Origin of the sequence: Hymenobacter siberiensis, from assembly GCF_018967845.1 — a bacterium.
Taxonomy (GTDB): domain Bacteria; phylum Bacteroidota; class Bacteroidia; order Cytophagales; family Hymenobacteraceae; genus Hymenobacter; species Hymenobacter siberiensis.
Window position 1 is genome coordinate 1,700,982 of the sequence record NZ_JAHLZZ010000001.1, and the last position, 26,730, is coordinate 1,727,711.

The 26,730-nt window shown below is 63.1% G+C and carries 20 protein-coding genes and 1 tRNA gene; 14 read left to right on the forward strand and 7 right to left on the reverse strand.

What is annotated here, in order from left to right:
- Positions 1–13 precede the first annotated feature (13 nt).
- The 3 genes from KQ661_RS07315 to KQ661_RS07325 form a co-directional block, all read right to left on the reverse strand.
- Positions 14–3,181 (reverse strand): TonB-dependent receptor, encoded by a 3,168-nt coding sequence (locus KQ661_RS07315; RefSeq protein WP_216686028.1) that lies wholly within the window; start codon positions 3,179–3,181, stop codon positions 14–16.
- A 180-nt stretch (positions 3,182–3,361) separates the two neighbouring features.
- A complete protein-coding gene (locus KQ661_RS07320) occupies positions 3,362–4,474 on the reverse strand; it encodes an inorganic phosphate transporter (protein WP_216686029.1) in 1,113 nt (370 codons plus the stop codon).
- Between the two features lie 153 nt (positions 4,475–4,627).
- Positions 4,628–6,490, reverse strand: a complete 1,863-nt coding sequence (locus KQ661_RS07325; protein ID WP_216686030.1) for a M1 family metallopeptidase — start codon at positions 6,488–6,490, stop codon at positions 4,628–4,630.
- Between the two features lie 123 nt (positions 6,491–6,613).
- Here KQ661_RS07325 and KQ661_RS07330 point away from each other — a divergent pair, with 123 nt between their 5' ends.
- Positions 6,614–8,977: a mechanosensitive ion channel family protein gene (locus KQ661_RS07330; protein ID WP_216686031.1), complete on the forward strand. Its 2,364-nt coding sequence runs from the start codon at positions 6,614–6,616 to the stop codon at positions 8,975–8,977.
- Positions 8,978–9,165: 188 nt separating this feature from the next.
- Here KQ661_RS07330 and KQ661_RS07335 read toward each other — a convergent pair whose 3' ends face one another.
- Positions 9,166–9,831, reverse strand: a complete 666-nt coding sequence (locus KQ661_RS07335; RefSeq protein WP_216686032.1) for a hypothetical protein — start codon at positions 9,829–9,831, stop codon at positions 9,166–9,168.
- A 324-nt stretch (positions 9,832–10,155) separates the two neighbouring features.
- On the opposite strand from KQ661_RS07335, the gene KQ661_RS07340 reads away from it, so the two are divergent.
- A complete protein-coding gene (locus KQ661_RS07340) occupies positions 10,156–11,082 on the forward strand; it encodes an NAD-dependent epimerase/dehydratase family protein (RefSeq protein ID WP_216686033.1) in 927 nt (308 codons plus the stop codon).
- 176 nt (positions 11,083–11,258) lie between these two features.
- The gene (locus KQ661_RS07345) at positions 11,259–11,837 is read left to right on the forward strand and encodes a type 1 glutamine amidotransferase domain-containing protein (protein WP_216686034.1); all 579 of its coding nucleotides are present in this window, start codon (positions 11,259–11,261) and stop codon (positions 11,835–11,837) included.
- A 182-nt stretch (positions 11,838–12,019) separates the two neighbouring features.
- Here KQ661_RS07345 and KQ661_RS07350 read toward each other — a convergent pair whose 3' ends face one another.
- The 3 genes from KQ661_RS07350 to KQ661_RS07360 form a co-directional block, all read right to left on the reverse strand.
- Positions 12,020–13,186 carry an alpha/beta hydrolase family protein gene (locus KQ661_RS07350; protein WP_216686035.1) on the reverse strand — a complete coding sequence of 389 codons (1,167 nt, stop codon included), beginning with the start codon at positions 13,184–13,186 and terminating at the stop codon, positions 12,020–12,022.
- A 212-nt stretch (positions 13,187–13,398) separates the two neighbouring features.
- The gene (locus KQ661_RS07355; RefSeq protein ID WP_216680025.1) at positions 13,399–13,911 is read right to left on the reverse strand and encodes a DUF6992 family protein; all 513 of its coding nucleotides are present in this window, start codon (positions 13,909–13,911) and stop codon (positions 13,399–13,401) included.
- An 82-nt stretch (positions 13,912–13,993) separates the two neighbouring features.
- Positions 13,994–14,692: a porin family protein gene (locus KQ661_RS07360; protein WP_168672052.1), complete on the reverse strand. Its 699-nt coding sequence runs from the start codon at positions 14,690–14,692 to the stop codon at positions 13,994–13,996.
- A gap of 188 nt (positions 14,693–14,880) precedes the next feature.
- On the opposite strand from KQ661_RS07360, the gene KQ661_RS07365 reads away from it, so the two are divergent.
- From KQ661_RS07365 to KQ661_RS07415, 11 genes are all read left to right on the forward strand, one after another.
- Positions 14,881–14,955: transfer RNA gene (locus KQ661_RS07365), tRNA-Val, on the forward strand.
- Positions 14,956–15,523: 568 nt separating this feature from the next.
- Positions 15,524–16,987, forward strand: coding sequence for a BON domain-containing protein (locus KQ661_RS07370; RefSeq protein WP_216686036.1), 1,464 nt, complete (start codon positions 15,524–15,526; stop codon positions 16,985–16,987).
- On the forward strand, positions 16,971–17,171 hold the full coding sequence (locus KQ661_RS07375; protein ID WP_216680027.1) for a hypothetical protein: 201 nt from the start codon (positions 16,971–16,973) through the stop codon (positions 17,169–17,171). The genes KQ661_RS07370 and KQ661_RS07375 overlap by 17 nt, the downstream gene beginning before the upstream one ends.
- 27 nt (positions 17,172–17,198) lie before the next feature.
- Positions 17,199–18,020 carry a universal stress protein gene (locus KQ661_RS07380; RefSeq protein ID WP_216686037.1) on the forward strand — a complete coding sequence of 274 codons (822 nt, stop codon included), beginning with the start codon at positions 17,199–17,201 and terminating at the stop codon, positions 18,018–18,020.
- Positions 18,021–18,101: 81 nt separating this feature from the next.
- Entirely contained in the window at positions 18,102–19,040 is a 939-nt protein-coding gene (locus KQ661_RS07385) for a universal stress protein (protein WP_216680029.1), read from the forward strand.
- A gap of 61 nt (positions 19,041–19,101) precedes the next feature.
- On the forward strand, positions 19,102–19,296 hold the full coding sequence (locus tag KQ661_RS07390; RefSeq protein WP_216686038.1) for a hypothetical protein: 195 nt from the start codon (positions 19,102–19,104) through the stop codon (positions 19,294–19,296).
- A gap of 128 nt (positions 19,297–19,424) precedes the next feature.
- A complete protein-coding gene (locus KQ661_RS07395; protein WP_216680031.1) occupies positions 19,425–20,177 on the forward strand; it encodes an SDR family NAD(P)-dependent oxidoreductase in 753 nt (250 codons plus the stop codon).
- A 98-nt stretch (positions 20,178–20,275) separates the two neighbouring features.
- Complete coding sequence (locus KQ661_RS07400; protein WP_216680032.1) at positions 20,276–20,455, forward strand: hypothetical protein; 180 nt, start codon at positions 20,276–20,278, stop codon at positions 20,453–20,455.
- A gap of 94 nt (positions 20,456–20,549) precedes the next feature.
- Positions 20,550–22,952: a phosphoketolase family protein gene (locus KQ661_RS07405; protein WP_216686039.1), complete on the forward strand. Its 2,403-nt coding sequence runs from the start codon at positions 20,550–20,552 to the stop codon at positions 22,950–22,952.
- A 131-nt stretch (positions 22,953–23,083) separates the two neighbouring features.
- Positions 23,084–24,100, forward strand: a complete 1,017-nt coding sequence (locus tag KQ661_RS07410) for a class I fructose-bisphosphate aldolase (RefSeq protein ID WP_216686040.1) — start codon at positions 23,084–23,086, stop codon at positions 24,098–24,100.
- Between the two features lie 32 nt (positions 24,101–24,132).
- Positions 24,133–26,610, forward strand: coding sequence for a cation-translocating P-type ATPase (locus KQ661_RS07415; RefSeq protein WP_216686041.1), 2,478 nt, complete (start codon positions 24,133–24,135; stop codon positions 26,608–26,610).
- Positions 26,611–26,730: the final 120 nt, after the last annotated feature.

Genomic DNA, 26,730 nt, shown 5'->3' on the forward strand with positions numbered 1-26,730 from the left:
CCACTCGCGCCGCCTAGTTAAACACATACCGAACCCCCACCTGCCCCTGCCAGCGCGAGTTGATGGGGTCCGTTTGCCAGGGCGTGCTGGTGGGGTTGCGGAACTGGAACACCGCCTGGTTTTTCACCGGGTCGATGCGCACGAAATCCATCAGGGCGTAGCCGGAGTTGTTGAGGTTGGGCACGAAGTATTGCAGGCCCCACTCGCGGTTGAGCAGATTGCCGAGGTTGATGAAATCGAAGGAGACTTCGAGGCGCTGCGAGCCGGTTTTGGTGAGGGGTACTTTGGCGATGAGGCGCAGGTCGAGCTGCTGGGTCCAGGGGGTGCGGGCGGCGTTGCGCTCGGCGTAGGTGCCGCGGCGGGTGGCCAGGTAGGCGTCGTTGGCGATGTATTGGTCGAGCTGCGCGTACTGCTGCGCGGCCGATACCAGCACCGTGCCCTGGGCGTTGGTGATGTCGGCCAGCTGAATTTGCGAAGCGTCAGCGGGCACAAATACGAGGTCGTTTTTGGCCGAGCCGTCGCGGTTCACGTCGCCCTCATACACGAAGGAGAAGGGGCTGCCCGAGCGGGCAATGTAAATCAGGTTGGCGCTCAGGCTGAACTTGTCCTTCACCGGCACGGTGTAGGCCAGGTTGCCGATGAACTTGTGGCGCAAATCGAAGTTGGAGTAGGCCAGGGCGGGGTCGTTGGCCACCAGCGACTGGTTCCACTCGTAGTTGGCGGCCGGCGACACGCGCACGCCGTTCACCACGTCGCGGCTCACGCCGTAGCTGTAGCCCAGCGAGGCATCGAGGCGGTTGGGAATGCGTTTGGCCAGCGTGAAGGTGGCGTTGTAGTTGTAGCCTTTGCTCGTGTTGGTCATCACAAACACGTTGGTGAAATTCGGGTCAATCTTGGCCGCGTTGCCCGTGGTGGCGAAGTACGGCCGGTTATCAGCCCCCGCGAAAGTGGCCTTGTTATCCTTGAAATTGATGGACTGAAACAGCACGCCCGACACCACTTTCGACAGCAGCCCCTCGGCCGTGAAGCTCATCTCCCAGGGCAGCTTCACATCCACGGCCAGCGACGATTTCCAGTCGCGCGGCAGCTTGAAGTTGTTGTCAATCAGGTTCACTTCGGCCAGGCCGGGCTGCAGCGATTGCAGGTTGGCCAGGTTCTCAGCAATGGGCAGTACCGCGCCGCTGGCCGGCTTGTAGTCGATGTTGTGGTAGGGGTCGCCCGACACGTAGTGCGCGTAGGCGTACCACACAAACGGGATGCGGCCCGTGAACAGGCCCGTGCCGCCGCGCAGCTGCACGGTGTTGGCCTCGTTCAGGGTGTAGTTGAACGCGGCGCGCGGGTTGAATTGCGGCACGCCGCCAAACTTGTTCTGGTATTGGTTGAAGGCCGCGTTGCGGGCCACTTCGGGGTTGGTGGGCACCTTGTCGGGGTGCAGCTGCATGTCGATGCGCAGGCCTAGCTGCACGCTCAGGCGGTTGGTTGCCTGGTAGTCATCCTGGGCGTAGGCGCTGAGCAGAAAGGCGCGGAAATCGGCTGACGGGATGCTGCGGTTGTAGTCCGGGTCGTTGTTCTGGATGTTGTACACGCCGCGCACCCGGTTGGGCTTGTCTTGCAAAAAGGCATCGACCGACGAGTACTGCCAGCGGCCGTTGAAGGCCGTCAGGAAGCGGTACTGAATGCTGTTCAGCTCGTTGCTGGTGCCCAGCGTGATGGTGTGGCGGTTGCGGAAAATGGTGAGGTTATCGGTGATTTGGGTGGTGCTCAGGCCCGAGCCGTACACGGCCGCCTCGCGGTAGGTGCCGGCAAAAATCGAGGTCGAGGTGTTGTAGTTGATTTCGAGGTGCGGGAAGATGCGGCCGTCGTAGGTGCGGCTCTCCGTCACCGTGTTCAGGCCCGCAATCAGCTGGTTCGAGACGTGGTTGTTGAAGGTGCTTTTCAGCTCGGCCACCAGGCTGTTGGTGCGGCTGTTGTGCCGGAAACCCTGGTTGCCGAAATTGAGGATGTTGGCTGAGCGTTCGAGGTTGTCGGCGTGGCCCACCACGAAGTTGTCGCGCAGGCTGAGGCGATGCTTGTCGGAGATGTTGTAGTCGAGGCGCAGCAGGAACTTGTCGCTGTTGCGCTGCACGTTAGCCGCGCCGTAGGTGCCGGGGTCGTAGCCGTACTGGCTTTTCAGCTTGTCGCTGATTTGCCGGGCCACCTCAATGGGCACAATGGCCCCAGCCTCGCCGGGGGCAAAGAGCACGGGCTCTTCGCGGCGCTGGTTTTCGTAGTTGGCGAAGTAAAACAGGCGGTTTTTGATGATGGCCCCGCCCAGGCTCGCGCCCGACTGAATGTCGTAGTAATTCTCAATCGGCTTGTGCTCGGCATCCACGCTGCGGCCGGTAATGAGCTGGTTGCGGGCGAAGCTGTACACCGTGCCGGTCAGGCGGTTGGTGCCGCTCTTGGTCACGGCGTTGATGTTGGCGCCCGTGAAGTTGCCCAGCGTCACGTTGAAGGGCGAAATCACCACTTGCATCTCATCAATGGCATCGATGGAAATGGGCTGGGTACCCGCCAGCGCCCCCGGCGTGCCTGAGGCCACCGTGCCGCCCGCCCCACTGGCCGGCTCCTGAAAGCCCAGCACGTCGTTGGTGGCCATACCGTCGATGCTCAGGTTATTGAAGCGGTAGTTGGTGCCGCCAAACGAGTTCTTGTTGCCCTGCGGCATCAGCTTGGTCAGGTCGCTCAGGCTGCGGTTCACCGTGGGCACGCCCTGAATGGCCTCGCGGCTGAGGTGGTAGCTCTGGCCGTTTTTGTCGGCCGCGAAGGAGTCGCCCCGGTGGCCGGTCACGGCTACTTCGCCCAGCACCGTAGCCGCTTCCACCAGCGCAAACGTTTGGCGCGTCACCTTGCCCAGGGGCAGGTTCAGGCCCTCGCGGCTTTGGCCGGTGTAGCCCACGTAGGTTACCTGCACGGTATAAGGCCCGCCGGGCTTCAAGTTATTTAGCAAAAACTTGCCGTCTGGCTCCGACTGCGTGCCGCTGCGGGTGCCCGTGGGCTCGTGCGTGAGGACCACCGTGGCCCCGGGAATACCCTCGCCTTTGGCGGTGGTAACAGTGCCCTCAAATACGCTGGTCGTGACCTGGGCGCGGGTGAGGAGCGGGAAGGAAAGGAGGAGGAGGAAAAGGAAGAGGTGTTTCACGATTGAGATAATAGCTGGCGCGCGTCTGCGACGCGTGCCGACTGGGTTCGAGCCTGTGGCTCGGGATTGAAGTATGAGGATAATTGTCGTTCAACCATTATTCAGTGCCCGAGCCACAGGCTCGAACCCAGTCGGCACGCGTCGCAGACGCGCGCCAGCCAGCCAGCCCGATATTCATTATCAGCCAAACGCCCTAATCCCTGCATAAGCCCCCGCGCTCAGCAGCGCCGCCACGGGCAGCGTGAGCAACCACGACAGACCGATTTTGGCGATTTCCTTCGAGTTAGCCGTGCCGTTCACCAGCCCGATGCCGTAGATGCTGCCCACCGACACGTGGGTGGTAGACACCGGCAGGCCCAGCTTGCTGGCGAAAATCACCAGTGCACTCGTTACCAGGTTGGCGGTAAAGCCCTGGCCGTGGTTGAGGCGCGATATTTTCTTGCTCATGGTATCGGCCACTTTGCGGGCGTTCAGCCAGCCGCCGATAGCCATGGCCCCGGCCAGGATGAGCACGTTCACCGGCATCTGGAAGAACTTGCACACCAGCAGCAGGCCCAGCAGCTTGGGCGTGTCGTTGAGGCCGCGGGCGAAGCTCATGGCCGCCGCGCTGGCGTAGTGCAGGCCGTTGATGAGGGGCTGGAAATCGAAGCCCAGGAACCGGCCCTGGTAGAGGTTCTGGCACTCGGCGGCGGTGGCTACGCTGCCCTGCAAGATGGGCAGCGCCGTGAAGGCCGCCGTGGGCGCGCTGGCTACCGGCACCCAGGTTTCGCCCACGCACACGCAGCTTTCCTCCGTAATGCCCGCCGCCCGCCGGCCCTGCCGAAACAGCACGTACACCAGGCTGCCCAGCCCCACGGCCAGCACCGGCCCGGCCACCAGCGGCAGGAAAAACGTGCTGCCCAGCTTGGCAAAATTCACCGCTGGCCCTACTGCTACTAGCCCCGCGCCCACCAGCGCGCCCACCAGCCCGTGGGTGGTCGACACCGGGAAGCCGTAGCGCGTGGCCAGTAGCACCGTGACGCCCGCCGCCAGGGCGACGGCCAGGATAAACGCTACCGACCCGATAATCTCATCGGGCACCAGCCCCTTGCCCGAAAAGTTCTTAATCAGTTCCTCGGCAAAGAAATACGAGCACACCGAGCCGGCGAATGTGGCCACCGTGGCCAGCACCAGCGCCGGCCGGTAGGCCAGCGTGCCACTGCCCCAGAGCGTGGCCACGCCCTTGAAATTGTCGTTGGCCCCGTTGGAGTACGTGAGCAGCAAAACGGCCAGAAAGAGAAAAATTAGAAGCACAGGCTACCGTTTGAATAAATGAAAAGCCCCGCGCTGACTATCAGCGCGGGGCTTTGCCTCACAACTTACGATGATTATTTCGCTGTTGGTTTTACAATGTTAATAAATTGTTATGTGCCACTAGCGGGCAGCTTGCGAGCCCATAGCTCGCGGCTACTGCTGAGCCCAGTTATTATCCTTCTCATTCGCATCCATGAAAATGCCACCGTCCAGCTTCACCGCTTTCACCGGCTTCTTCACAGTGATGGTGGCTTGTTTCTGGTTGGCCTGCCACACAGCGGGCGACTGGTGCAGGGTTTCCCGGGTGCCGTCGGTGTATTCCACATTCACATCGAAAGGCACGGCGAAGCCGCCGATATTCTGCACGGTGATGGTGCTGCCGCTGGCCGCTACGGCCAGGTCGATGTAGTTATTCGTGAAAAACCAGTTGTTGAAAAACCAGCTCAAATCCTGGCCGCTGGCGCTGCTCATCGAGTTGAAATAGTCCCACGGAATGGGGTGCTTGCCGTGCCAGCGGTCCATGTACTCGTGCAGGGCTTTCTTGAACAGCGCATCGCCCAACATGTCTTTCAGGGCGAAATAGCTGAGCGAGGGTTTGCCGTAGGCATTGTTGCCGTAGCCGGCGCGCAGCTCGCTGCTGGGCGTGATGATGGGCAGGTCTTCGGCCGTGGCGGCGTCGTGAATCCAGCGGTTCACGCGGAACTGCTTGTAGAGCTTGTCGGCGGCTTCCACGCCGTTTTCGGTGCGGCCGATGAGCAGCTCGAACGTAGTGGCCCATCCTTCGTCCATGAAAGCGTAGCGGCTCTCGTTGATGCCCATGTAGAAGGGGAAGTAGGTGTGCGCGATTTCGTGGTCCTGCACGAACTGCGCGAATTTGGGGTCCTTCTGCGGGCTGTCGTTCACCATCATCGGGTATTCCATGTCGGCAAAGCCCTGGAAAGCCGTCATCTTGGGGAAGGGGTAGGCCACGCCGGGCCAGTTGGCGGGGTTCGAGAACCAGCCCAGCGCGTACTGCGCATTCTTCACCGACTGCCGGAAATCGACCGTCGAGTCGGCGTAGGCGGCCTGTACGCTGGCGCGGCGCTTAGCCTTGGCATCCACGATTACGCTGGCGGCATCCCACACATAATGGTCGCTCAGGCCGAAGGTGACGTCCGAAATGTCTTTGGCGGTCCAGACCCAGGTATTCATCGGCTGCTGGGCGGTGATGCTTTTCTTGGCCAAATCGGCGGCGGTGGCAATGTGCAGCACCGCGTCGCTGGTCATCGACTTCGCCAGGAGTTTGGCCGCCGCCGGTTGGAGCACCTGTTTGGGGTTTTGCAGGGTGCCGGTGGCCCACACAATGTAGTTTGCCGGGGCTTGTACGCGCAGGGTGTAGTCGTTGAAATCGTTGTAGAACTCCTTGCTGTCGACGAAGGGCAGGCGGTCCCAGCCGGCGTAGTCGTCATACACGGCTACGCGGGGGTAGAAGTAGGCCAGGAAGAACGTGGTAGGGTCAATCATGCCCTCGCGGCCGCTTTCCACCGAAATGGGGAAATGCCAGGCCACGGCAAATTTCACTGAATCGTGCGGGGCCAGGGCCTTGGGCAGGCGCACGCCCGTAATAGTGCCGGTGCCCTGAACGGGCTGCGTTTGGCCGGCCACCCGGAACGTGTCAATCACGAGCCCGGAGGTGAGGTAGTCGGGCGAGGCATCGCCATCGCGCGACACACCGGGACGGTGAATGTTCTGGATGAGGCGCAGCAGTACTTGCTTCAGCGTATCGGGGCTGTTGTTGAAGTAGGTGATGGTTTCGCGGCCGCGAATGTCGCGGGCCGGGGGCGCGGCCTGCACCGTGATGTCGTAGCGGGCACGGTTCTGCCAGTAGTTGGGGCCGGGGCGGCCGTCGGGGCTGCGGGTGCCTTTGGCGAAGGCGGCTTTGATGTCGCGGGGTTGGTACAGCGGCGTCGTTTGTGCGGCGGCGGGCCGGGCGAGGCCGGCGAGCAGCAGCAGGGGCAGTAGTCGGGTCAATTTCATTGTGGAGACAGACGGGGTGAGCAGAGGCACGTTGCAAAGATGTAGCGTGAACGCTGCGGGGACGACATGCAATGCAAGGCGGCTGCTGGGTTTGCGCGTACTTTTCCGGACTAATGTTTCCTCATGCCCATTCAGAATCACCCATCAGCTAGCTGTTCTGGCCTGGCCGGCTCGCTCCGCCGGCTGGCCCTGCTACTGCTGGCCAGTTTGGCGGCCGCCAGCGCATCGGCCCAGCCCGCCCCGGCCCACGCCCATTCCGCCGCGCCCGATACCGTGACCCACGACGACGCCCACCGCCTCGAAGTGGCCTATACCACGCTGAGCAGCATTTCGGGTCAGGTGCGCAACGTGTTCGACTCGCGCGAGGTGGCCGAGGAATTGCCCGATATCGACGAAAACCTGCACGCCATCCGGCACAGCGTGGAGGAAACTGGGCAGGTAGTCGACATCAAGCAGCTGCAAATGTGCCAGCTCATGCTCGTTAATATTCAGGAGCAGCTGGCGGAGTGGCGCACGGCCCTGGGCGGGGCCCACGAGGCCCTCGAAGGCATGCAGGGGCGGCTGGCCGGGCTGGCGCGCCCGCCCATCCGGGAAGCGGCGACCGATGCCGCCGCCCGGGCGCTGGCCCACGCCGACTCGGCTCTGCAAACGCGGCAGCAGCGCATTGGCGGGCTGCTGGCCAAGCGGTTCGGCCGCACCCGGCAGCTGCAGACGCAGGTGGCTGCCAGCTACATTCAGACCCTGGAGCTGCAGGACGAGGTGGGCGACCAGATGCGCCGCTTCGGCCGTACCACCATGCGGGCGGCCTACCCGCCGCTGTGGGCAGCGCGGGCCGTGCCGGTGGCCGCCGATGCCGATGCCGACCACGCCGCCGCCGACCGCCGCGAAATCATCAACTTCTACTTCGCCAACAACTGGGACAACTGGGCGTTCATGCTGCTCATCGGGCTGGTGTTCTACGGCTGGGTGGGCTACAACTATCGGCGCGTGAAAGTCCGCACGCTGGAGCTGGAAGAGGATTTTCGCTACCTGCGGCCGGGGCCGCTGGCGGCCACCGGGGTGGTGGTGTTCAGCCTGGCTCCGGCCCTGGAGCTGCATCCGCCGCCCGTATACCTGGCGCTGCTGCAGGCGCTGCTGCTGGTGGCCCTCACCGCAGTATTTGCCCGCAGCTGGGCGCGGCCCCTGTTTCGGTACTGGCTGGTGCTGGTGGCGTTTGTGGTGGTCCTGACTATTACGAATGCCAACGCGGCTACCGGGCTGGGCGCGCGCTGGGGACTGCTGGTGCTGAACGTGCTGGCCGCCGGGCTGGGCGTGCTGCTGCTGTGGCGGCTGCGCGAAACCATGGCCCTGCTGCGCTTCCTCATTCCCGTAACGTGGCTGTTTATCGGGTTGAACCTGCTGGCGGTAGTCGGCAACGTGTTTGGGCGGCTGAGTTTGGCCAAGCTGTTCAGCACGGCGGCCATTTTCGGGCTCACGCAGGGCATTGGGCTGGCGGTGTTCGTCGAGCTCTTCACCGAGGCCTTTCACCTGCAGATACTGGGCAGCCGCTCGGGCGAGGGGCGCGCCGCCAGCTTCGATTTCGACCAGATTGAGAAGCACCTGCTGCGCTTGCTGACCGGCGTGGCGGCGCTGCTATGGCTGCTGGTGTTCACCTCCAACCTCAACGTGTACACTAGTCTCTACGCCGGGCTCGAGCAGGTACTCACGGCTCCGCACACGCTGGGCAGCACGGTATTCACGCTGGGCAATATTCTGTTGTTTTTCTTCATCCTGTTCGTTTCGGCGCAATTGCAGCAGTACATCGGCTACTTTTTTGGCGATGTGGGCGAGGACGACAGCGCCGAGGCCCGGCACCGGGGCTCGTGGCTGGTGGCGCTGCGGCTGCTGCTGGTGGTGGTGGGCTTCGCGCTGGCCACGGCCGCCACGGGCCTGCCGCTCAGCAAAATTGCCATCGTGTTTGGGGCGCTCAGCGTGGGCATCGGGCTGGGCCTGCAAAGCATTGTGAATAACCTGGTGTCGGGCATTATCCTGATTTTTGAGCGGCCCTTTCACGTCGGCGACTTCATTGAGGTGGCTGGTAAATCGGGCCGGGTGCAGGACATCGGCATCCGCTCCAGCAAGCTGCTGTCGGTGACGGGCTCCGAAATCATCGTGCCCAACGGCGATTTGCTCTCCAACCACGTCATCAACTGGACGCGCACCAACGACCACGTTCGGGTGGATTTGGTGCTGCGTCTGGCCCCCGGCACCGACCTGCAAACCGACCTGCAAACCGCCCGCGAGCTTATCCAGGAGGAAATCAAAACCAGCCCCTACACCATGCACAGCCTGCCGCCCGAAATCCTGCTCAGCAGCATCAACGGGCAGGTCTACGAGCTGAAAGTCCTGTTCTGGGTCACCAACATCCGGCAGGAGCAGCTCACGAAAAGCGAGATTCTGGCGGGGATTTACCGGCGGTTTACCGCGCAGGGACTGCTGCTGAGCTAGCAGCAGTTCTGAGGAAACGTGCCGTTGTGGTCGCCTAAGGGTAAAGATGCTGAGGGGCTAGTGAGTCTGCGCGGGCAGCCGGGCCGGCAGGAGCAGCGGAGACAGAAGAAACTTTTTCATGTCGGGAAGTGCTGCGCAGAGTTTTTCGAGATATCAAATGGAAAAAACTGGAATGAAACAGGCGAACTCTAATGAAGACGGATTATCTGTTTCAAAGGGTTGTCATTCATTAAGAAATCCTTGTGGTTAATCTGTATGTTTCCAACAATGTCTGCTACGAGCTTGCCTTGATAGTTTTTAAGGCGGTCTTCCGACAAAATAATGCAAAACCGATATGTGCAACTGTCGTTCACGTAGGCCAAGCAGTAGCCTTTGTAGGCCTTCTTTTGAGCAAGAAAACCCGCAATCCGTTCGACGCCAAAATCATGTTGAAACACCAGCTTCTTTAGCGTGTCGCTGGTAACATGGAAAGGAGAAAAAGCATTGTTTGCCAATTGTCGGGCAAATGCATAATTGTGTGATGAGGGGGCGTCATTTTCCCAACGCGCAAACGTAACGCACTCGATACTATCAGCGCTATTGGGCGGTGACGCGACTGCTTCTTGATATAATTTTCGGTCAGCAACACGGACTTCCCACCCCGGCGGAAGCGGAATAAATTCTCCATTGTCCTGAATGCCTGTCCAACCCTTCAACGTTGAGTCAGAGTCTCGTTGGAAGTTGAATGAGTCAACGGAAATGGTATCACCCAGCGTTTTAGAAGCTGCTTCCAGTCGCTCGTCGCTAATATTTAGTCGGCATTGGGTACAAAGAGCTACTATCAGAGGTAGTAGGAATACACGAGTGGATTTCATTTGAGAGTAGCTGGTTTTGCTTGCAAAGGTCTACTGAATGAATGGCTCATTTTAACATAACACCGTCTATTTCCCAATCTGTACGGAGCGGTCGTTGATGCCATATGGGTATTGCTTGAGCAGCTGGGTGATTTCGGCGCCGGTCACCCGTAGCCGTGAGCGGCCTACACGTTCAAGGGGCAGTAGCTGTCGGAGCAGTCGAGGAACTGGGGCCAGAAGCCGAAGCCGCTTCGCCGGGCGGCCGGGCGTCAGATTTCTCGCGGGCTCCGGCCCACATTCCCACCCCAACTCCCGTATAGCGGCCTACCATCTAGCCTTATTCTAATGAAAACCCCCAATAATAAAACCACCAAGCCCCGCGTGCTCGTTACCGGTGGCACCGGTAAGCTGGGCAAAGTCTGCGTAGCCGATTTGCAGGCCCATGGCTACGACGTGTTCGTGGTCGATACCGTGCCGGCCGGCGAAAGCGTGCCCCACATGGTGGCCGACCTCGCCGATTTCGGCCAGACGCTGGATGCCCTCTCATCGGTAGGCCACCACATTTATGCGGGTGTGGCTCCGCAGGCGTTCGATGCCGTGGTGCACCTGGCGGCCATCCCCACGCCGCGCATCGCCCCCGATGCCCACATCTTCCAGAACAACATCATGAGCACCTACAACGTGTTCGAGGCGGCACGGCGGCTGGGCATCCGCAACGTTATCTGGGCCAGCAGCGAAACCACGCTGGGCGAGCCCTTCGACGAAAAGGCCCCCTACGCGCCTGTGGACGAGGATTACCCGCTGCGCGCCAAAAGCGCCTACGCCTTGGCCAAGGTGCTGATGGAGGACATGGCCCGCCAGTTCTGCTACCAAACGCCGGACATGAAGCTCGTAGGCCTGCGCTTCAGTAACGTGATGGAGCCCGCCGACTACGCCAAATTCCCGGCCTACAACGACGACCCCCAGGAGCGCAAATGGAACATGTGGGCCTACATCGACGCCCGCGACGGTGCCCAGGCCATTCGCAAAGCCGTGGAGTGGCAGGCCACCGGCATGCACGCCTTCATCATCGCCAACGCCGATACCGTGATGTCGAAATCCTCGACCGACCTCATGGCCGAGGTGTTCCCTGGCGTGGAAGTGCGTAAGAAGCTGGGCCAGCACGAAACGCTGCTTTCCATCGAAAAAGCCCGCCGCGAGCTGGGTTACGAGCCCGAATACAGCTGGCGCGAGGCCAAAACCACGGCGCCCGCCAAGGCCAAAAAGGCGTAGCCGCCACAGCAAACCGGCCTGGGGCGGCAGGCCGCCGCTAAGGCTCTGCTTACTCCGCGCCGGGAGTCGGCGCTTACCCCAAAGCCCGAATTTTATCCAACCTGCGGCTTTTTTGGGCGTAAACCCAGGTAGCCGGGCATTCTTCCGGCACTACGCTTCTTACTTTCCAGACTACTATGAGCATCTTCAGCAGCGATAAACTCAAGGGCAAGAAAATTGCCATCATTGCCACCGACGGCTTCGAGCAGGCCGAACTCGACGACCCCAAGAAATACCTCGAAGGCGAGGGGGCTGAAACCCACGTCATTTCCCTCAAAAGTGGTTCCATCAAGGGTTGGGACGGCCCCAACAAGGACTGGGGCAGCAAAGTCGATGTCGATAAAGTAATCACCGATGCCAAGCCGGCCGACTACGACGCCCTGGTGCTGCCGGGCGGCCAAATGAACCCCGATATCCTGCGTACCAACAAAGACGTGGTAGCCTTCGTGAAGGAATTTGCCGGCTCGGGCAAAGTGGTAGCTGCCATCTGCCACGGCCCCTGGACGCTGATTGAGGCCGATGTGGTGCGCGGCAAGCGCATGACCAGCTGGCCCAGCCTGCAAACCGACCTGCGCAACGCCGGCGCGCATTGGGAAGACTCAGAAGTGGTGACCGACCACGGCCTCATCACCAGCCGCAAGCCGGAGGACATTCCGGCCTTCAACAAGAAGATTGTGGAAGAAATGCTGGAGCCCCAGCACGGCGGGCATAACTAGCACCCGTCTGACTGCCAATGAGTAAATGCCTGGTGCTAAGTCACCTGCATCTTATTTATTCGCTTCATCTTCTGGCTTTACGTCCGCGTAGGAGAGGGGTGACGTCAAGCAAAGAGGCCCGGCAACTTAGGTTGCCGGGCCTCTTTGCTTGCTGCGGACGCGCAAGGTGCAGAAGGCCAGGGCTATTTCTGGCTCATAATCCAGGTGTAGATACTGGCCTGGGCATCGGGCGATATGGGCGCGGGCGATATTCCGTCGGCCTCCCCTTTGCTCAGCTGCAAGGCGTGGTTGAGGCCGGGTACGTGCAGCTCGGTTACGCGGGCATTGCTGCGGAGGCCTTTTTTGAGGAGGGCCAGATTAACCGTGGCATTCACCTCGGCATCGTCTTCGCCCTGCAGCAGCAGCACGGGGCACTGCACCTTGGGCAGCGTGGGCAGGGGGTCGAAGGCCAGGTAGTTGCGGTAGGCGGGCATGGTTAGGGTTTGCACGCTGGTCTGCACATCCTCCGGCGCAATGTTGGGGTAGCGCTGGCGCAGCATATTGCTGAGAATGGCCTGGGCCTGCGCGTTGTCGGGCGTTTGGCGCACTATTTCCAGCATGGCGCGCTGGTGCTTCACTAGAGCTTCCTCGTCGTGGCGTATGGCCATTTTCTGGCGCAGGCGTTGCTGGTCGAGGTAGGTTTGCACCTGGGCGCTGTTGGAGCCGTGGGCGCGCATTTTGGTGGCTTCCTGCTCGGCAGCCACCTGGTCGAGGCGGTACTTGTGCTGGCGTTGCGCATCGGTCGAATCGTTGCCGAGCACCTTGCCATACATGGTGGGCTGAGTGGCCAGCAGTTCGCGGCCGGGCAAGCCCGCCGCTGCCAGCGTTACCAAAAACGTGGGCGCCAGCAGCTGCGCGCTGGCCAGCAGGGCCACGTTGCCACCCTCGCCGTGGCCGATAAGGCCGAGCCGCGTCACATCGACCTGGGGCCGGGTGCGCAGGTAGTTCAGGGCCGCCAAGGCATCGGCCGAGCGTTCGGCCAGCGTGCCGGGAGTAGCGGGGCCGTTATCGGTGCCGCGCTCTTCCAGGCGCAGCACCACCATGCCCTTGCTCACGAGGTAGTCGGCCAGGTTGGTTAGTAGCTGCTTGTCGGCCGGGGTGGGGGCCAGGGTGCCGGCCTTGTGCTCGGCCAGCAGCACCGCCGCCGGAAAAGGCCCGGGGCCGGTGGGCAGCCGCAGCACCCCGTTGAGGCGCATGCCCCCAGCCGGCGACGAGAGCACCACTGCCTCTACCCGGTCGAGGGTGTTGGCCGGCGCATCAAACGTCAGCAGCAGGCAAAAAGCGGCGAGAACAGAGCGGAAAGAGCGCATAAGAGGGAGGCTGAAAACCAGCCTTCCCCGGAATACTCGGGGCGTGGGCGGTGGTGACAGAGCTACGCAAAGCTCTACCACCCGTATTCTCAACGGATTGGTTTCCCGTTGAACCGGTCTGTTTCGTCGTCTTATGGTACCATTTGCTGCGCGAATGGAAACCGGCTATTCTCATAATGGGCCGATAATCCCAATCTGGGATAAAATAACCATCATCCCAGCAGCCGAAACCAGTCGCGCCCCAGCCAGTGCAGCAGGCTCCACATCGTGGCATCAAACACCAGCAGAAATCCGCCCTGCACCCACAGCGAGCGGCCGAAGCCCAGCAGCCGCACGGGAAGCACCTGCCCCGGCACCAGGGCCCGCGCCCGCAGGTAGTAGCCGGTCATAATATAGGCCACGTCGAGCCCAGCATTCAGCAAAAACAGGTTCTCGTTGAACAGCTGCGACTGCAGCAGCTCGGCGGGCACCAAGCCGGCCGGCGCCACGAAGTGCAGCTGCAGAATGCCCCACGCGGCCAGCCCGGCGTTCACCAGGCCCCAGCCCACGTTCATGCCGTGGAAATAGAACGACTCGTGCCGCCGGTCGCTGTTGGCCAGATAGTAGCCGCTGCCCACCAAGTTGAGGAGTACCCAAGCCGTCAGCACGGCCAGGCCCCGGCCCAGCAGCAGCTCGCGCGTCATAAAGAGGCGGGCAATATCGACGGCAGCAAGGGAGGCGGGCATGGTAGCGGGAGGGGCGAAGGGGAAAGAAAAAAGGAAGCCCTGGTGGGGCTTCCTTTCTTAACAAAAATGCAAGGCCGTGCGCTTATTGACGCAGGCCAATGGCCACATACAGCTGCACAACCTGGTTGTGCACCGAAGGCAGGGTAACCGTGGAAGTACCACCATTGGCGCTGGGATACTGCTTGCTGGTATCGAATATTTTGCCAAAAGACAGGTCATAGCGAGCGCCGAGGCGTGCGGGGCCTACGCGGTACTCCAATCCGCCGATGCCGCCGAAATCCACCGTGTTGAAGCCTCTGGCCGCTAGGCCCAGGTCCTCATCGCCCTGCTTGGCTTTGGTGAGCAGCGAAATCTGCGGCCCAATATGGAAGCTGAAATTATCGGTAACATTGCCCACGTAGAGAATGGGCAGTTCGAGATAATCGAGGCGAGTGGTTTTGTTAACGAGGCTCACATTGCTGCCATTCACCACGTTGATGTCGGAGTTGTAGCCCTTGCGGTTGTAGAGCAGCTCTACCTGAATCGACGAAAAGTTGTTGAGCCCAAACTGACCATAAACGCCCGCATGGAAGGCGTTGTAAGCCGATACGTTGGTGATGCCATCGCCGTAGGGACGGGAGAAGTTGTAGCCGCCTTTCACACCAAAACCGGTATTGCCCGATTCGGTCGATTTGCCGCCCGTGTAGTCTTTGGAAGACGTAGCGCCGCCGGGAGCCGCCTGGGCAAACGCAGAAGAAGCCGAAGTAACAGCCAGCAGCAATAGTAGGAGAGTCTTTTTCATGGGTGAAATGAAGTGAGGGTAATGGGCCAGCGGCCGGGGAAGACTACTATTCCCGTTTGCCACTATACTTTGCCGGGACCATAAGGTTGCCTGTCGGCCTCGTTCGGGAGAAAAAAGTGGGCCCGGTTAGTCTCATCCGCAACGCGGAACTACCTTTGAGGCGGCGGCCCGCGGGCATGGCCAATTCCGGGGTGTTAGCTCAGTTGGTTCAGAGCGCCACCCTGACACGGTGGAGGTCGTTGGTTCGAGCCCAATACGCCTCACGGAAACCCTCATTGCAGTGCGCAATGAGGGTTTTTTTATGGATTATCCCCCGGTTGATTCAGTGCTGTTTCCAGAGCTGTATACGGGATGTAGCGACGCGACACTTCGCGTATCCCCGTTGAACGACGCCCACGCGAGGAGACGCGAAGTGTTGCGCTTGAAATATGCTACAGCATTATCATTTAATAGGACTTACGCAGTTGAAACACTAACCAACTGAAAAACAGCAATATAACAAATATACGTCTTGAATGCAAGTCGTTGATTTTCAGGTTACATAGCTTTTGAAGTGCGTAAGTCCTATTTAAGTAACTAATTATTATCCTGGCCCCAGCGGGTACGAGCCCTGTGGGGCCTAGCGAACGGCTGCATGACTTCCTGCCTGCCGCTGCCGTTGGCCTGGAGTGGGCTACGGCGCGGTCCTGCATGGCGGGCGGCCACTACTTGACGCATGTCATGCGATGCGACAATTCTGGTCATGGGAAAGGGGGGGAGGCGAAGGGACCTTTGAGGAAGGCTGACTTTCTGGTCGGCCCGCACTTTTCTCACCCCAATTCCCACCCGCCCATGCAATCCACTCAATTGCTTACGCCGCCCGCTGCTACCGAGCGCGTGACCGATGCTGCCATCACAGCGGCCATCAAAATGCTGCTGGCCAACAAGAAAGGTCTTGTCGTGCACCAGATTGCCGTGCAGACCCGCGATGGCATCGTCGAGCTGAGCGGCTTCACCACCAATCTGCTGGCGCGGCAGCGGGCCGAAGAAATTGCGCTGGCCGTGCACGGAGTGGGCGGCGTGCACAGCACCCTGGTCGTGCGCACTGCCGACGTGCCCGATGCCGAGCTGCAGCACGCCGTGGCTCGCGCCCTGGCTGACGACCCGGCCACCAACGACTACCAGGTGCATTGCCGGGCCAGCCACTGCGTGGTCACGCTAAGCGGCCTGGTGCAGTCGTGGGCCGAGAAACAGCTGGTGCTGTGCGTGGTGCAGGGCGTGCGCGGGGTGCGCGGCGTAGAAGCCGGGGAGCTGATGATTCGCGGGGGCGCCATTTTGAATTCGGATGAGGAAATTGTTGCCCAGATTCGGGAGCAGCTCGACTGGGACATTCGCGTGAACGGGGCGCTGGTGGTGGTGAGCATCCACGAGCAGGTGGTGCACCTGTCGGGCACGGTGGGTACGGCCGCCGAGAAAGACCGCATCGTGGGCATGGCCTACCAAACCGGCACTACCTGCGTGGATGCCCGCGACCTGTTTGTGGCCTATTGGGTAATGGGGCGCGAAATCCGCCGCGAGAAATTTGCCCCTAAAACGGATGCTGCCATTGGGGCCGCCGTGCGCGCCATGCTCCACTTCAACCCGCGCGTGCGCTCGGCCGAAACACTGGTGCAGGTGCTCGATGGGGTGGTGACGCTGGCCGGCACCGTGCGCAACCTGCGCATCCGGCAGGGGGCCGAACAGGACGCCCGCCACGTGGTGGGCGTGCACAACGTGCACAACCTGCTGAAGGTGCGGCCCGCCCAGCTGGTGCCCGATGAAGAAATTCGCCAGACTATTGTGGCCGCCCTGGCCCGAGACCCTTACGTGGGCCACCTGCAATTTGGCGTGCAGGTGCACGGCGGGCAGGCCCTGCTCACGGGCCGGGTCGACACGCATTTTGAGCTGGAACAGGCCGGCGATGTGGTAGCCGGCGCGAATGGCGTGGTGGATGTGAACAACCGGCTGGACGTGGTGGGCGCGGCGGTCGGGCGGGTATCGGCCCCGGCCCCGCGCAACCCCGACTTGGCGCTGGCGGCCCGCATTCGGGCCCGCTACCGCTGGTCGGCGGGGCTGCACGACCAGGAGGTGGCCGTGCAGGTAGTCGCTGGCCGGGCCACCCTCACCGGCACCGTCGATACCTGGCTCGACCGCAAGCTGGCGGCCCAGGAGGCCCACGAAGCCGGTGCCCACGAGGTGAACAACCACCTGCTCGTGCTGAATACCGACCCGCGCATCAACCGCCAAACCCCCGTCGAATATGGAATCGAAGCCTAGCCCCGCCCCTCACTACGCCGAAGATTCGGTGTGGTCCATCAGCGCCGGCACCCGACAGGGCGCGCAGGAAGCCGATGCCTGCATGGCCGCCGACGACTGGCTGTATGCCGCCCCCGGCCTGCCGGTGCCGGCTGCGGCCCGGCCTAATGGTGCCCCCAGCCCGCCCCCAATGCCTTCGCACTGATTTCTGCACCTCTTTTTCTTCATTGCCATGACGCCCTCCATCGTTGTTCTGACCGATTTTTTCGCTGTTTCCAACCGGGCGTTGTCCTATGCGGCCGGGCTGGCCGTGCCGCTGAAGGCCAGCCTGCTGCTGCTGCACGCCCGCCACGACGAGCTGCTGGCCCCGGCAGCGTTTGCCAGCCGGCACACGACCGACGGCGAGCTGAAAACCGCTTACGCCCTGGAAAAGCTGGCGGCCGCGCAGCCCGTGGCTACGGATGTCGACATTTCGAGCTTCTCGCTGGCCGAAGCCTTGCAGGAAGTGGTGGGGCAGCGCCCGCCGCTGCTAGTGGTGCTGGGCCGGGCCGGAGCCGAGCCCACCCCCGAAGACCTGGTAACGGCCACGGCCATGGACCTGCTGCGCCACACGCCCTACCCGCTGCTGGTGATACCACTGGCCGGTTGGGACGCCTTCCCGCCCCGCCGCCTGCTGCTGGCCGTGGATGGCGAACCCTTCAGCCTGGTCGAATACCGCGACGTGCTCAACCAGCTGCTGCACGCCACCCAAGGCACCTTCAGCCTGGTGCAGGTGACGGATAACGGCGACACGCCCCCGAGCGCCGCCGCCGTGCTCGACACGGTGCGCACCAACGACCTTGTAAGCGAGCTGGCCGAAAACAGCCTGCGCCAGGTGTACCAGAACACCATTGTGGGCGGTATTCTGCAGGAGGCAGCCGGGGAGCAGGCCGATATGCTGGTGGTTGTCGCCCGTCGGCATAGCCTGCTGGGCGGCTTGTTCCACCGCAGCGTGACGGCGCAGCTGCTGCGCGAAAGCGCCATTCCGGTGCTGGTGCTGCCGGCGGCGGATTAGGCTTTTGGCTGAAACAGGACGTCATGCTGAGCATGACCGTTGCTCCCTTCCCTCTTTCCCGCACCTTCCCACCCTTCCGCCATGGCCCTCACGCTTATTGTTTTTGCCGGTTTTTATGCCACTCCCCGCCACACGGTGCACTACGCCAATACCCTGGCGCAGGCCCTGCACGGCCCGCTGGTGCTACTGCACGTCAACCGGGCGTCCATGTTCGACCCCTACGCGCTGATGGCCGATAGCTACCACCAGGACGAGTTGAACCGCCAGACGGATACCGCCGCCGCCCTCTACCGGTTGGCCGAGGAGCTGCACACCCAGCCCACCGTGGAGGTGGCCACCGACCTGCTGCCCGAAGTGGCCCGGGACCTGGCCACCCGGCACCATCCGGCCCTGTTTGTGCTCAGCCAGCCCGCCGCGCAGCCGGCCGATAGCAGCGTGGCCCAGGGCTGTGCCGAGCTGTTGCGGGCCGGCCACTTCCCGCTGCTGCTGGTGCCGCCCACCGCCCCGGCCGACCAGCCCCCATGCCGCATCCTCATCGCCGCCGACCGCGAGCCCTTCCTGCTGGCCACCCAGGCTCAACCTCTGCGCCAGCTGCTGGCGCTGCCCGGCGCGGTGCTCACCGTGGCCCACGTATCGAGCGGGGTGGAAGACGACGCCGGGTGCAGTGCCGCCCTGCGCGCCGTGCAGCTCAGCGGCCTGCTAACGGGCCTGCCCACGCCCGGGCTGCGCGGCTACAAGCACGACAGCTACGCCGAGGGCCTGCTGGCCGCCGTGCAGGACACTCAGGCCGATATGGTCATCGTACTGGCCCGCGAGCGCAGCTACCTTGGCGAGCTTTTTCATGAAAGCGTGACGGCTCGCCTGCTGGCCCATTGCCCCGTGTCGGTGCTGGTGCTGCCGGTGGTAGCGCCCGCGCCCGCCCCTGTGTCCGCTTCCGCGTCCGCGGACGCGTCGAACCACTTCGCGATTGCCGCCCAGCTTACCAATTCGGTGCTTGCTGGCCTAGCTCCCGCCAACTGACCGTTGGCGGGCCTCACCGGTAGCCTTCTGCTTATTCTGCTCACTCGAAAACCCTAAAGCTTTGAAAAAGAAGCCACTGCTGCCGCCCACCACTACGCCGGTTGTGCCGGACCTGGCTGCCGATGCCCACGAAGGCACGCCGGAATACGGCGAATTCGGGGAGCCGTCTACCGAGCCGGCCCCGGAGCCCGCCCCCGACCACCGGGCCGAGGGCGGCAACGTGTTCGACCTGCGCGATGAGCAAACTACTCTCTAATAAAAATCAGATAATCAGGCAATTATTGTCATGGCCCGGCTAAGCCCGGCCCTGGACCTTTATGCCCGGCGCAACCCCCGGCCCCGACCGGTTCGGGAGCTGCGCCGACAGCTTAAAATACCGACATCATGGATAAAGATTTGCAAGGAAAAACGGCCCTGGTTACCGGGGCGGCGTCGGGTATTGGCCGGGCGGTGGCGCTGCTCTACGGGCAGCACGGGGCCAACGTCATGGTGTCGGATATCGACGAGGAGCAGGGCCGGCAGGTGGTGGCTGAGCTAACCGCCGCCGGGGTCAACGCCCGCTTCTACAAGGCCGATGTGGGCGACCCCGCCCAGTGCCACCAGCTGGTGCAGGAAACCGTGGCCGCCTTCGGCACCCTCGACGTGGCCTGCAACAACGCCGGCATCACCGGCGAGCTGAGCCTGACCGCCGACTACTCGCTCGAAGGCTGGCAGAAGATTATCAACGTGAACCTGAACAGCGTGTTTTTCTGCCTCAAATACGAGCTGGAAGTGATGTTGAAGCAGGGCCACGGCGCGATTATCAACATGGCCTCCATTCTGGGGCAGGTGGGCACGCCCACGCTGGCGGGCTACGTGGCAGCCAAGCACGCCGTGGTGGGCCTCACCCAAACGGCGGCCCAGGAATACGCCGCGCAGGGCGTTCGCATCAACGCGGTGGGCCCGGGCTATATCGATACGCCGCTGCTCAAGGACTTCTCGGCCGAAACCAAGCAGGCGCTCGTGGCGCTGCATCCCATCGGCCGGCTGGGCCGGTCCGAGGAAGTGGCCGAGCTGGTCATCTGGCTCAGCTCCGACAAGGCCTCGTTCGTCACCGGCGCCTACTACCCCGTCGATGGCGGCTATCTGGCCAAATAAGCGCACTCTTTATTGCCAAGCTCTTCCTGAACATTGTGGAAGCCCACGCCAACACCTGCCGGCCCTAGTCGTTTAGCGAGGCTGACTTTTGGGGATTTATGCTTGCCCAATCGCAGCCTCGCCCTGAGTTGCTGGCACTGGGGCCGCAGCCGAAAGCCCGCTACCGCCTCCAGCCGTTGTTCGTCGGCATTGCGGCCGGCCCGGGCATTCAGGGCATTTGCCACATCGCTCAGCCATCGACCTGCGCCCGGCTGGCTGCTTTTGGCTTGTCCGTGTAATGCGCCATCCCCAGCAGTGGGGCGTGCATGATTGCGCCGCTCGACCACCAGCTTTAGCTGGCTGGCGAAGAAAAACCGACTAACTCCAAGTTCTATGGAAACCAACACCCTCGCCCCGCCGGCCGTGCGCCCCGCTCCCACGCCGCTCACGACGGAAGAAGCCGCGCTTATCGACGCCTACTGGCGGGCGGCCAACTACCTGTCGGTGGGCCAGATATACTTGTGCGACAATCCCTTGCTGCGCGAGCCACTCACGCTGGCGCACGTCAAGAAGATGCTGCTGGGGCATTGGGGCACCACGCCGGGCCAGAACTTCATCTACACGCACCTCAACCGGGCCATCAAAGCGCATGACCTGAACATGATTTACCTCTCCGGCCCCGGCCACGGCGGGCCGGCGGTGGTGGCGGGCACGTATCTGGAAGGCACCTACAGCGAAGTATACCCGAGTATCAGCCAGGATGAAATTGGGCTGAAACGGCTTTTTACGCAGTTTTCCTACCCCGGTGGCATCTCCAGCCACGCCTCGCCCCAAACGCCGGGCTCCATCCACGAGGGCGGCGAATTGGGCTACTCGCTCAGCCACGCCTTCGGGGCGGTGTTTGATAACCCCGAGCTGGTGGTGGCCTGCGTGATTGGCGACGGTGAGGCCGAAACCGGCCCGCTGGCCACCGCCTGGCACTCCAACAAGTTCCTCAACCCGGCCCGCGACGGCGCAGTGCTGCCCATTCTGCACCTCAACGGCTACAAGATTTCCAATCCTACGGTGCTGGCCCGCATCACGCCCGAAGAGCTGGACCAACTGCTGCGCGGCTACGGCTGGACGCCCTACTACGTGGAAGGCCACGAGCCCGAGCTGATGCACCAAGCCATGGCGGCGGCCCTGGAAGAAGCTGTTGCCAACATTCAACACATTCAGTATGAGGCCCGGGAAAACGGCGACCTCACCCGGCCGCGCTGGCCGATGATTGTGCTGAAATCGCCCAAGGGCTGGACCGGCCCCAAGCAAGTGGACGGCGTGCCCAACGAGGGTACGTTCCGTTCGCACCAGGTGCCGCTGGCCGTATCGGCCAGCGCCCCGCCCGCGCACCTGGCCCAGCTCGAAGGCTGGCTGAAAAGCTACCGGCCCGAAGAATTATTCGATGATGAAGGCAAGCTGCAGCCCGAAATAGCCGCGCTGGCCCCGCAAGGCACCCGCCGCATGGGCGCCAACCCCAACGCCAACGGCGGCCTGCTGCTGCACGATTTGCACCTGCCCAACTACGCCGACTACGCCGTGAGAGTGCCTGCGCCGGGCGCCGTGGAGGCCAGCGATACCGGCACGGTAGGCAAGTTTCTGCGCGATGTGCTGAAGCTGAACGCCGCCCCGCGCAACTTCCGCGTCTTCGGGCCCGATGAGACGATGTCGAACAAGCTGGAAGCCGTGTTCGAGGCCACCGACCGCCAGTGGGATGCGGCCGTGCAGGTCAACGACGAGTTTCTGGCCCCCGATGGCGGCGTGCTCGAAATGCTGAGCGAGCACCAGTGCGAGGGCTGGCTGGAAGGATATTTATTGACCGGCCGGCACGGGCTGTTCAACTGCTACGAGGCGTTTGTGCACATCGTCGATTCGATGTTTAATCAGCACGCCAAGTGGCTGAAGCTGACGCTCGAAATTCCGTGGCGGCGCAAAATTGCCTCGCTCAACTACCTGCTCACGAGTACCGTGTGGCGGCAGGACCACAACGGCTTCACGCACCAGGACCCCGGCTTCATCGACCACGTTATCAACAAGAAAGCCAGTATTGTGCGCGTGTACCTGCCGCCCGATGCTAACTGCCTGCTCTCGGTGATGGACCACTGCCTGCGCAGCCGCCATTACGTGAACGTGATAGTGGCTGGCAAGCACCCCGCCCCGCAGTGGCTGAGCATGGACGCCGCCCGCACGCACTGCGCCGAGGGTATTGGCCTCTGGCCCTGGGCCAGCACCGACGCCGGTCAGGAGCCCGACGCCGTGCTGGCCTGCTGCGGCGACGTGCCCACCCTCGAAATTCTGGCCGCCGCCAGCATCCTGCGCGAGCACCTGCCGGAGCTGAAAATCCGGGTCGTCAACGTGGTCGATTTACTCAAGCTGGAGCGCAGTACCGAACACCCCCACGGCCTGAGCGAGGCCGATTACGACGCGCTGTTTACCCGCGACAAGCCCGTTATTTTCGCCTTTCACGGCTATCCGTGGCTGGTGCATCGCCTCACCTACAGCCGCGCCAACAACCAGCTCCTGCACGTGCGCGGCTACAAGGAGGAAGGTACCATCACCACGGCCTTCGACATGACGGTGCTCAACGACATGGACCGTTTCCACCTGGTCATGGACGTGCTCGACCGCGTGCCCCAGCTTGGCAACAAGGGCGCTTACCTCAAACAGTACCTCAAGGATAAGCTGGTGGAGCACAAGCGCTACATCGAACACCACGGCGAAGACATGCCCGAAATCCGCAACTGGCAGTGGAAAGCCTAGCGCCCGTCCTGTCATCCTGAGCGCAGCGAAGGACCTTATCACCGAAGAACAGTTTGCCGTAATTCAACTGATGCGAGCATGATAAGGTCCTTCGCTGCGCTCAGGATGACAGTCGTTTTAATAGTAAAGCCATGAACCTAAACACCCTAATCACCACCGCTCAGGCGCTGATGGCCCCCGGCAAGGGCCTGCTGGCGATGGACGAAAGCACCGGCACCTGCAACGCCCGCTTCGCCGCGCTGGGCATCCCCGAAACCGTGGAGGCCCGCCGCGCCTACCGCGAACTGCTGGTGACCACGCCGGGCCTTGGCGCGGGCATCAGCGGGGCCATTCTGTTTGATGAAACCATCCGGCAGCGTACGGTGGCGGGCGTTTCTTTCATGGAAATCCTGCAGCAGGCGGGCATCATCCCCGGCATCAAGGTAGACCTGGGCGCGCACGAGCTGGCCGGCTTCCCCGGCGAGCAGGTGACTGAAGGGCTCGACGGCCTGCGCCCGCGCCTGGCCGAATACGCGGCGCTGGGAGCCCGCTTTGCCAAGTGGCGGGCGGTGCTCACCATCGGCCACGACCGGCCCAGCCGGGCCGGCATTGTGGCCAATGCCCACGCCCTGGCCCGCTACGCCGCCCTGTGCCAGGCGGCCGGCCTGGTGCCCATCGTGGAGCCCGAAGTGCTGCTGACCGGCCCCCACGCCCTGGCCCGCTGCGCCGCCGTGACGGAAGACGTGCTGCACGAGGTGTTCGCCCAGCTGCGCATTCAGAGCGTGGCCCTGGAAGGCATGTTGCTAAAGCCCAGCATGGTGCTGGCCGGGGCCGACTGCCCCAAACAGCCCACCACCGCCCAGGTGGCCGACGCTACCGTGGCCTGCCTGCTGCGCACGGTGCCGGCGGCCGTGCCGGGTTTGGCATTTTTGTCGGGTGGGCAGTCGCCCGATGCCGCCACGCGCCACCTGGCGGCCATGCACAAGCGGTTTGCCGGCCGGCTGCCGTGGGCGCTCACGTTCTCATTTGGCCGGGCGCTGCAACAGTCGGCCCTGGAAATATGGGGCGGGCAGGCCGCCAGCGTGGCCGCCGCTCAGCAGGCCCTGCTGGAGCGGGTGCGCAGCAACGCGGCGGCGGTGGGGGCGGCGCACGTTAGCCTGAACTGTTAATACGAATAAGCAGAATGTCATTTAATTAGCTGATGCCCCTCCTCGCGCCCGCTCCCGGCCTTACCAGTAAAGCCGTGCTGGCCGCCCGCCTGGCCCATGGCCCCAATGTGCTGCCCGCGGCCAAGGGCTCGGGGCTGCTGGCCACCCTGCGGGAAGTAGTGCTGGAGCCCATGTTTCTGCTGCTGCTGGTGGCTTGTGCGGTGTATGTCGGGCTGGGCGAAGGGGCCGAGGCCATCACGCTGGGCGTGGCGCTACTGGCGGTGGCGGGCATCTCGGTGTACCAGGAAATTCGCAGCGATAAGGCGCTGGGGGCCCTGCGCCAGCTCACGCAGCCCCGGGCCCAGGTGCGCCGCAATGGCGAGGTAGTCACCGTGCCGGTCGAAGACCTGGTGGTGGGCGACGCGGTGCTGGTGGCCGAAGGCGCCCGCCTGCCCGCCGACGGCACCGTAACCAAGCTGAACGACTTCTCCGTGGATGAGGCCATTCTAACCGGCGAGGCCGTGCCGGTAGCCAAGGCCGTGGGCGACCCGGCCTTTGCGGGCACCAGCACCGTGGCGGGCAGCGCCTGGCTCACGGTCACGGCCGTGGGCACAGGCACCAGGCTCGGCCGCATCGGGCAGAGCCTGGAAGCTATTGATACCGAAAAAACGCCCTTGCAGCTGCAGGTGCGGCAGTTTGTGCTGCGCATGGCCTGGATGGGGGCGGCGGCGTTTGTGTTGGTGTGGGGCGTAAATTTCGCCCATTCCGGCAACTGGGTCACGGCCCTGCTCTTCGGCCTCACGTTGGCCATGTCCATTCTGCCCGAAGAAATTCCGGTGGCCTTCAGCAGCTTTATGGCGCTGGGCGCGGCCCGGCTGAGCCGGCTGGGCGTGCTCACCAAGCAGCCACAAACCGTGGAAAGCCTGGGCTCGGCCACGGTCATCTGCGCCGATAAAACCGGCACCCTCACCCAGGAGGGCATGCGCGTGGCGCAGCTTTATGATGGGGCCACGGCCAGCCTTGTGGCGCTGCCCGGTCCGCTTGCGCCCACGGCTGCCCAGGTGCTGGCCTGCGCCCGCTACGCCAGCGAAACCGAACCCTTCGACGCCATGGAAAAGGCCATTGTGGCCGCCTTTGCTACCGCCGCCCCGGCCGACGCTACCGCCCCCAGCCCCATGCTGCACGAGTATCCGTTGGGCGGCACTCCGCCCATGATGACCCATGTGCGGCAGGTAAGCGGCCGGCCCCTGGTGGCCGGCAAAGGGGCCGTAGAGCATATTCTGGCCGTGTGCCGCCCGGCCCCGGCCGTAGCCGAGGAAATTCGGCGGGTCACCAGGGAGCTGTCGGGTCGGGGCTACCGGGTGCTGGGCGTGGCGCAGGCGGCGCAGGCCGGCCCCGACTTCCCGGCCGCGCAGGACGATTTTGCCTGGGGGTTTCTGGGGCTGATTGCCCTCGAAAACCCGCCCAAAGCCAATGCGGCGGCCGTTATCCAGGAGTTTCTGGCGGCCGGCATTCAGGTGAAGATGATAACCGGCGACTTTCCCGAAACCGCCCAGGCAATTGCCCGCCAGGTGGGCCTGCCGGGAGCCGATGTACTGCTCACCGGCCAGCAGGTGATGGACTTATCCAACGCCGAGCTTCAGCCGCAGGCCGCCACCACGGCGGTATTTGCCCGCATGTTTCCGGAGGCCAAGCTCAAAGTGGTGGAAGCCCTGAAAGCCAACGGCGAAGTAGTGGCCATGACCGGCGACGGCGTGAACGACGGCCCTGCCCTCAAGGCGGCCCACATTGGCGTGGCCATGGGTCGGCGCGGCACCGAAGTGGCCCGCCAGGCGGCCTCGCTGGTGCTCGTCGACGACGACCTGGCGGGCATGGTGACGGCCATTGCCCAGGGCCGGCGCATTTATCAGAACTTTAAAAAGGCGGTGTTCTACGTCGTTTCCATTCACATCCCCATTGTGCTCACGGTGGCCGTGCCGCTGCTGGCGGGGTGGGAGTGGGCCAATCTGTTCACGCCCGTGCACATCATTTTCTTGGAGCTGGTGATGGGCCCGACCTGTTCCATCGCCTTCGAAAACGAGCCCGCCGAGGCCGGCCAGATGCAGCAGCCGCCGCGCCCGCTCAGCAGCACCTTCCTGGCCGGGGCCGAGCTGGGCCGCAGCCTGCTGCAGGGCCTGGGCATTGCGGCGGCGGTGCTGGGCGTGTACTACGCGGCCATGCGCCTGGGCCTGCCGCTGCCGGTGGGCCGCACGCTGGTGTTTGCCACGCTGGTGCTCAGCAACGTGGGTCTCACGCTGGTCAACCGCTCGTTTACGCAATCGGTGTGGCGCACCCTGCGCGTGCCCAACCGCATCCTCTGGCTGATGCTGGCCCTCACGCTGGCCCTGCTGCTGATTACGCTGCTGGTGCCAGCGGCGCAGCGGCTGTTCGGCTTCGCGCCCGTGCCGCTGGCCTGGCTGGGCGGGTGCGTGCTGGCCGCGCTGGCAGGCGTGGGCTGGGTGGAGGTGTACAAGGCTGTGCGGCACCAATGATACCAGAGCCGGCTTGGGCCGCGAAGCGGAGCCGAAGCCGCCGCTCGCAAATAAGCTGAATAATGAAGTTGTATAGTCCAATGATTATCAAGTGAAAATTGGATTTACATCATGGGTTGC